We start from the raw sequence: 5601 nt of genomic DNA, 5'->3' as shown, positions 1-5601 counted from the left end.
AGATGTTAGGACTAACATCTAAACGTATTCAATCTCGCCAGACGATTTTTGGCTGGTACTTTTCATACTCACAAGTTAGATACTACGATGTAGCGGCAGTGCAAAAAGATCAGGTTGAAGATACGCTAAACCAACAAATATGGCGCTTGAATAGGCTGAAAGGTTGCTATCACTTAATTTAGGTTATGATCCTGAGTAAAGAGAAAAGCTCAGTATTTAACTATTAGTTAAAAACAAGTGAGCCTAATTAGGCTCGCTTTTTTGTGTGTTTTAAAAAATCATAAGGACTATTTTAAGTGCTATTTTAAGGACTATTGGCGAGTAGCTCATCTACTTTTTTTATGACATCTTCTGGTGTTGGCTCATTAGTTTGTTGTTGTAACCAATCTATTATTTTTGAGCGGACTCTGTAACCTTTTTCAATGCAGTAGTGTTGAGAGGTAACCCAAACATCTGGTGCTCCCCTAGTGCTGCTAGTGTACGAATTACAAATAGTGTAACCTTCATCTTTAATTTTACTTTCAATAAAGTAAGTATAAGTAGGAACTGAAAATAACATCAAAATTAAAGTAGCTCCACAGACCTTATACCATTTAATTAAAAGCTCAGGCTCTATTTCAATATTTCTTACTTTTAATAATATTAGTCGAGTGAGCATTGCAAGCACTGGCGTGCCTAAAATTAAACTCGCACCAAAACTCTTCTCTTCAAAAATTAGCTGATGTTCATTTAAAGCTTCAAAAACTAGTGCCACCTCACTGTATGAGATGATAGGTAGAGTTATGGTGAGCATAAAGAAGAAAATAAATAAAAAAACACCCCTTATACTTTCACTTAACGTTATTTTTTCAGGTTTCATTAAATTCCCTTTAATCACCTGTTTAAGGTGTACCTCAATTTGGTTTGTACAAGATTGGTTGAGCTTTATACATTTTTTATATGTTATTAATTATACTTGCATTCGCGACCCGTTGAAGTCAAATTACAGTATTAAATTTAAAAGTAATATTCATAAGTTTTTTTATATAAAGGACTATAAATGAAGTTTTTAAGTTATACCGCATTATGCTTATCTCTACTTTTTACATTGAACACATTTGCGCTTGAGCAAAAATATCACGAGTTCGTTTTACCTGTTATTGCAGCCTTTGAAAGTGACGATAAAGCAGCTATTGCCTCGCTTGTTTATTACCCGCTAAAACGACGATATCCGATACCTGACATTAAAGATGAGGTTGAGCTTATTAACCGCTTTGATGAAGTATTTAATGATGAGCTAGTGACAGTTATTGCCAGTTCAAACATTGATACTGATTGGGAGAAAGTAGGTTGGCGCGGCATTATGCTAAATAACGGCGTTATGTGGGTAGATACCGAAGGTAAAATTATTGCTGTAAATACACAAAATACTAAAGAGCAGGCACTTGCTAAAAGCTTAATTGAAGACGATAAGCAATCTTTGCATTCAAGTATTAATAACTTTGAAAAACCAGTACTCGATTGGAAAACAGCCAAATACCATATTCGTGTTGATGATTTAGGCAATGGGAATTTTCGGTATGCAGTATGGGGTATTAATAAAAAGCTCAGCGATAAGCCTGATATGGTTTTACTAAATGGCGATATAAAGTTTAGTGGCAGTGGCGGAAATCACAGTTATACGTTTAAAAATGGTCGTTATAGTTATGTGTTACAAGTAACTATTATTGGTTGCGATACATCGCCGCCAGGTTGGCTTGAAGTATACAAAGACGATGAACTGCTTTTATCTGAAGATGTAATAAGTGCTGTAGGTACAGATACATAAAATTATGATCAAGCTAATAAAAACGAGTCATTATATAAGGCTAAATATAAATAAAATCAAAAATACAGACTCTGTTCAGGCTTGTTGCTCCAAAATTGATGATAGGCTAGAGGCTGTATATCGATAGATATAAATTTTAAATTAGTAAATATAGGCTCTTAATATATTTTAATAATAAGTAGTAATAGGCAGTAAATAATGAGCAAATCTTTAAAAAGTATACCTCCTTTAATTCAAGAACATCTTAACACGGTGGGTGGTTACGATGATCCATGTTTTATTCTTATAAGCGCAGAGAAAGATATTACGCCATTTATTAGTGCTATTGATACGGCTATCGATTCTGAAATTGAACCTGATGATATTAAATATAAAAGAAATGTTAAAGCGACAGATAATTTATATTTTATTATGCTTTATTCTGAACATGAAGAACTTCTAAATATGGCGAATAAGGTTTTAAACGTTATGAGTGAATCAGAGGTAGTTACTCATATTTCAGTTTTTCGTCATAATTGTTTAGGTGAATCCAATAGAACGTTTTTGTGGAGTAGTTTACTTTTAGATGAAACTCGCGAAGAATTTGGTGCTAACAGTGGTTTTAAAATTAACGATCCTCAAAATATGGATACTTGGCCAGGGCTTGAAAAATATAGAACCGCTGCATGGCCTCAAGCGTAACGTTATGCTTAAATTTAGCTTTTTAGCTTTTTAGCTAAGTAGTTAAATATTAATTTACACTACAGTAAAACGACCTAAATAAACTAAACCGCCAAACAGCGGTTTTTTATTTATGGTAAAAAGCCGGTAACCCGCTTTTAAATAAAGATATTACTATGTTATTTCCCTCATTATTTATGCATTTATTGATTCTGTAAATGTAGCGCTAGTATGTTCTATCGCAACTTATAAAATTAGAAAACGCCAAAGTGTAAACTAATAACTAAAATTAAATATTATTTAACCCACCAAATTATTATGTATTAAGGTCTGTTATGAAAATAGAAGACATAAAATTTAAAATTGAGAACTCTGAATTTTATAAAAATAACGATACTGCGCAGCTAATCAACCTTGTTATTGATTTATACGAGGGCGATCGTATTGAAAACACGGTGATGGAGAATGATGGCGATATGCTTCTTTTTCAGTGTGGGCGAGATAGTTTAAGTAAAGACTATTTTATAGTTGATATTACACGCCAAATAATCCCTGATTTAGAAGACGTAGATGACGCAACAGATGCCATGCAGCAACTTCGTACGACCTTTAAGTTTTTGCCAAGTGATACTGCGTTTGCGCTTTCAACAACGAGTAAGTGGTGTTCTGCGTTAAATGAAGTTAATAGTTTTAAAGCTTTTATTGAAAACAGTCCGGCAGTCCAATGGGCTACTAAAAATAACGTAGTAAAAATAGATATAGAACTATCTTATATATAAATTTAAACCGTTGTTACTATGTAATACGCAATATAAAACCGCCAACATTGGCGGTTTATGATTCAGAAAGTGTAAAATGCATTTAACTAATGACCTTTTTCAAAATCATTTACTTCGGTTTCTGCCTCTAGCTTGGTTTTATCGTACCTTTGCTGAATTTTAGCAACAAGTTCTTTGCGGTTATCTTTTACTTCGTCTAAATCATCGCTCGTTAGTTTGTCCCATTTTTGCTGGGCTCTATCTTTAAGCTCTTTTAAATTACCTTCGATACGATCGCTGCTCATGAGTGACTCCTAATTATTGGATCTTTTAGGTTGAAATAAACCTACATATATAAAGTAGCAAGCCCTGTACCAAAAAGTCATTTATTCACTAATTTAATAAATATTATAGGGTTGCGTAATTTAGGTTGTGTGGGCTAATTTTGAGGCTGAGCTTTTATTAAAAAATATACATAACAGGCTGCAATTATTACTGGCATGAGTTTGATCACTTTAATGTAATAACGTGTTTAGATAGAGCTATTTCATGCTTTGTTTTAGGTAGTACTCGATTTTTTGTTTTTATTCAATAAGGTGAAAATTTAAACGTTCTAATAATTAGTATTTTTATAAAACAGATCTAAGTGGTAGGCTAAAAGTAGTAAGTATAAAATAGTAAGTAATTAAAAATAGTTCTCGCGCAACAAGGAACCGTCCTTTAAAGCGCTTTGCCAAGGAGTTTTGTATGATCACGCTTACCATAAATGGTAATAAACATGAGTTTTCTGGCGATCCGTCAACGCCAGTATTATGGTATCTCCGAGACGAATTGAATTTAACCGGACCTAAATTTGGCTGTGGCATGGCACAGTGTGGTGCGTGTACCGTGCATATTGATGGGGTAGCTCAACGCTCGTGTATATTACCTGTAGCGGCAGNGTAGCGGGTCTTTCAATTACTACAATTGAAGGGTTAAGCGAAGATGGCGACCACCCAGTGCAACAAGCATGGGTTGAGCATAAAGTGCCGCAATGTGGTTTTTGTCAGTGTGGTCAAATGATGCAAGCTGCGAGTTTATTAGCAGCAAACCCAACCCCAACCGACGATGAAATAGTAAGTAATATGTCGGGTAATATTTGCCGTTGTGGTACATACCCGCGTATTCATAAAGCAATTAAGTCGGCTGCTAAAACAATGGCGAGTGTTCAGTATTTTGACCCAAATGAACAAGGGGAAGAAGTATGAGCCAAGATAACAAATATTTTGATTTAAACCGCCGTAAGTTTTTAAAAACCAGTGCAATAGGTGCGTTGGTACTCGGTACTTATTTTGTAGGCAGTGCGCCAAGAGCGATTGCTGGTGTGTTAGAGCAGCCATCTGAGCTGGCAAAACGTGCAAACTTATTTATTGCACTGCGCCCAGACGGCATGGTTGAAATAACGTGCCATCGCTCTGAAATGGGGCAGCAAATTCGCACCGCGATTGCACAAATAGTTGCCGATGAAATGGAAGCCGCGTGGGATAAGGTAATCGTTATTCAGGGTAAGGGCGATCCTAAATACGGCGATCAAAATACCGATGGCTCNGTATTCGCTACAACATGCAGCGCCTGCGTGAAATGGGCGCAAGTGTGCGTTACATGATGCAGCATGCTGCCGCTAAGCATTGGGGTGTAAAACCAGAAACATGTACCGCAGTCCAGCACGTTGTTACTCACAGCTCAGGTAAATCGCTTACTTATAAAGATTTAATCGACTTAGCATTTACAATAACGCCACCAGAAGCTGACAAACTAACACTTAAAACACGCAAAGAATGGCGCTACATTAATACCGGCATGGCGCACATAGATTTAGCCGATTTAGTAACAGGCAAAGCTATATTTGCAGCTGATGTACGCGAACCACAAGCGCTGGTGGCTATAATTGAACGCCCACCTGTAGTAGGCGGTGTTGTTAAGTCATTTGATGCCAGTGCTACAAAAGCGATAAACGGAGTTATAGATGTTATTGAAATTCCTGCACCAAAAGGCGCGCCGCAGTTTCAGCCAAAAGGCGGAATTGCGATTATAGCTAAAAATACATGGGCTGCATGGCAAGGGCGTAAAGCATTAAAAGTCGTGTGGGATGATGGCAAAAATGGCGATTACAATTCAGAAGAATTTAAAAAGTCATTATTAAAAACAGTACAAACTCCACAGGCAAACATACGTGATAAAGGCGATGCCATGGGCGTGTTGGCTAAATCGAGCAATAAATTGGTAGCTGATTATTACGCGCCGCATCTTGCTCAAGCCCCAATGGAGCCGCCTTGTGCAACAGCTATGTACAACAAAGACAGTGTTGATATATGGGCTGCTACGCAAAATCCACAA

The 5601-nt window shown here is 36.4% G+C and carries 5 protein-coding genes and 3 pseudogenes (1 of these 8 cut by a window edge); 6 read left to right on the top strand and 2 right to left on the bottom strand.

Annotated elements, in window-relative coordinates; translation table 11 throughout:
• Nucleotides 1-154, top strand: a pseudogene (locus tag L647_RS1000000126215) (vitamin B12 dependent-methionine synthase activation domain-containing protein); the annotation flags it as partial.
• 150 nt (nucleotides 155-304) lie between these two features.
• Here the strand turns inward: L647_RS1000000126215 and L647_RS0107585 are convergent.
• Complete coding sequence (locus L647_RS0107585; RefSeq protein WP_024610639.1) at nucleotides 305-859, bottom strand: hypothetical protein; 555 nt, start codon at nucleotides 857-859, stop codon at nucleotides 305-307.
• A gap of 180 nt (nucleotides 860-1039) precedes the next feature.
• Between L647_RS0107585 and L647_RS0107580 the strand changes: the two genes are divergently transcribed.
• From L647_RS0107580 to L647_RS0107570, 3 genes are all read left to right on the top strand, one after another.
• Entirely contained in the window at nucleotides 1040-1807 is a 768-nt protein-coding gene (locus L647_RS0107580) for a hypothetical protein (protein ID WP_024610638.1), read from the top strand.
• 198 nt (nucleotides 1808-2005) lie between these two features.
• Nucleotides 2006-2488: a hypothetical protein gene (locus tag L647_RS0107575; protein ID WP_024610637.1), complete on the top strand. Its 483-nt coding sequence runs from the start codon at nucleotides 2006-2008 to the stop codon at nucleotides 2486-2488.
• 314 nt (nucleotides 2489-2802) lie between these two features.
• Entirely contained in the window at nucleotides 2803-3246 is a 444-nt protein-coding gene (locus L647_RS0107570) for a hypothetical protein (RefSeq protein WP_024610636.1), read from the top strand.
• An 86-nt stretch (nucleotides 3247-3332) separates the two neighbouring features.
• Here L647_RS0107570 and L647_RS0107565 read toward each other — a convergent pair whose 3' ends face one another.
• Nucleotides 3333-3530, bottom strand: coding sequence for a hypothetical protein (locus tag L647_RS0107565; protein ID WP_024610635.1), 198 nt, complete (start codon nucleotides 3528-3530; stop codon nucleotides 3333-3335).
• 442 nt (nucleotides 3531-3972) lie between these two features.
• Here L647_RS0107565 and L647_RS01000000123835 point away from each other — a divergent pair.
• A pseudogene (locus L647_RS01000000123835) lies at nucleotides 3973-4472 on the top strand ((2Fe-2S)-binding protein).
• Nucleotides 4469-5601 (top strand): annotated as a pseudogene (locus L647_RS01000000123830) (molybdopterin cofactor-binding domain-containing protein) (it continues 1111 nt past the right edge of the window). Before L647_RS01000000123835 ends, L647_RS01000000123830 begins: the two co-directional pseudogenes overlap by 4 nt.

Origin of the sequence: Pseudoalteromonas sp. TB64, assembly GCF_000498095.1 — a bacterium.
Lineage (GTDB): Bacteria > Pseudomonadota > Gammaproteobacteria > Enterobacterales > Alteromonadaceae > Pseudoalteromonas.
The sequence above is the reverse complement of the archived record's forward strand: the minus strand, read 5'-3'. Positions and strand labels throughout refer to the sequence as shown.

Excerpts from the sequence above, each read along its gene's own strand:
- L647_RS0107585 (WP_024610639.1), bottom strand. The coding sequence starts at position 859 with ATGAAACCTGAAAAAATAACGTTAAGTGAAAGTATAAGGGGTGTTTTT.
- L647_RS0107580 (WP_024610638.1), top strand. The coding sequence starts at position 1,040 with ATGAAGTTTTTAAGTTATACCGCATTATGCTTATCTCTACTTTTTACA.
- L647_RS0107575 (WP_024610637.1), top strand. The coding sequence starts at position 2,006 with ATGAGCAAATCTTTAAAAAGTATACCTCCTTTAATTCAAGAACATCTT.
- L647_RS0107570 (WP_024610636.1), top strand. The coding sequence starts at position 2,803 with ATGAAAATAGAAGACATAAAATTTAAAATTGAGAACTCTGAATTTTAT.
- L647_RS0107565 (WP_024610635.1), bottom strand. The coding sequence starts at position 3,530 with ATGAGCAGCGATCGTATCGAAGGTAATTTAAAAGAGCTTAAAGATAGA.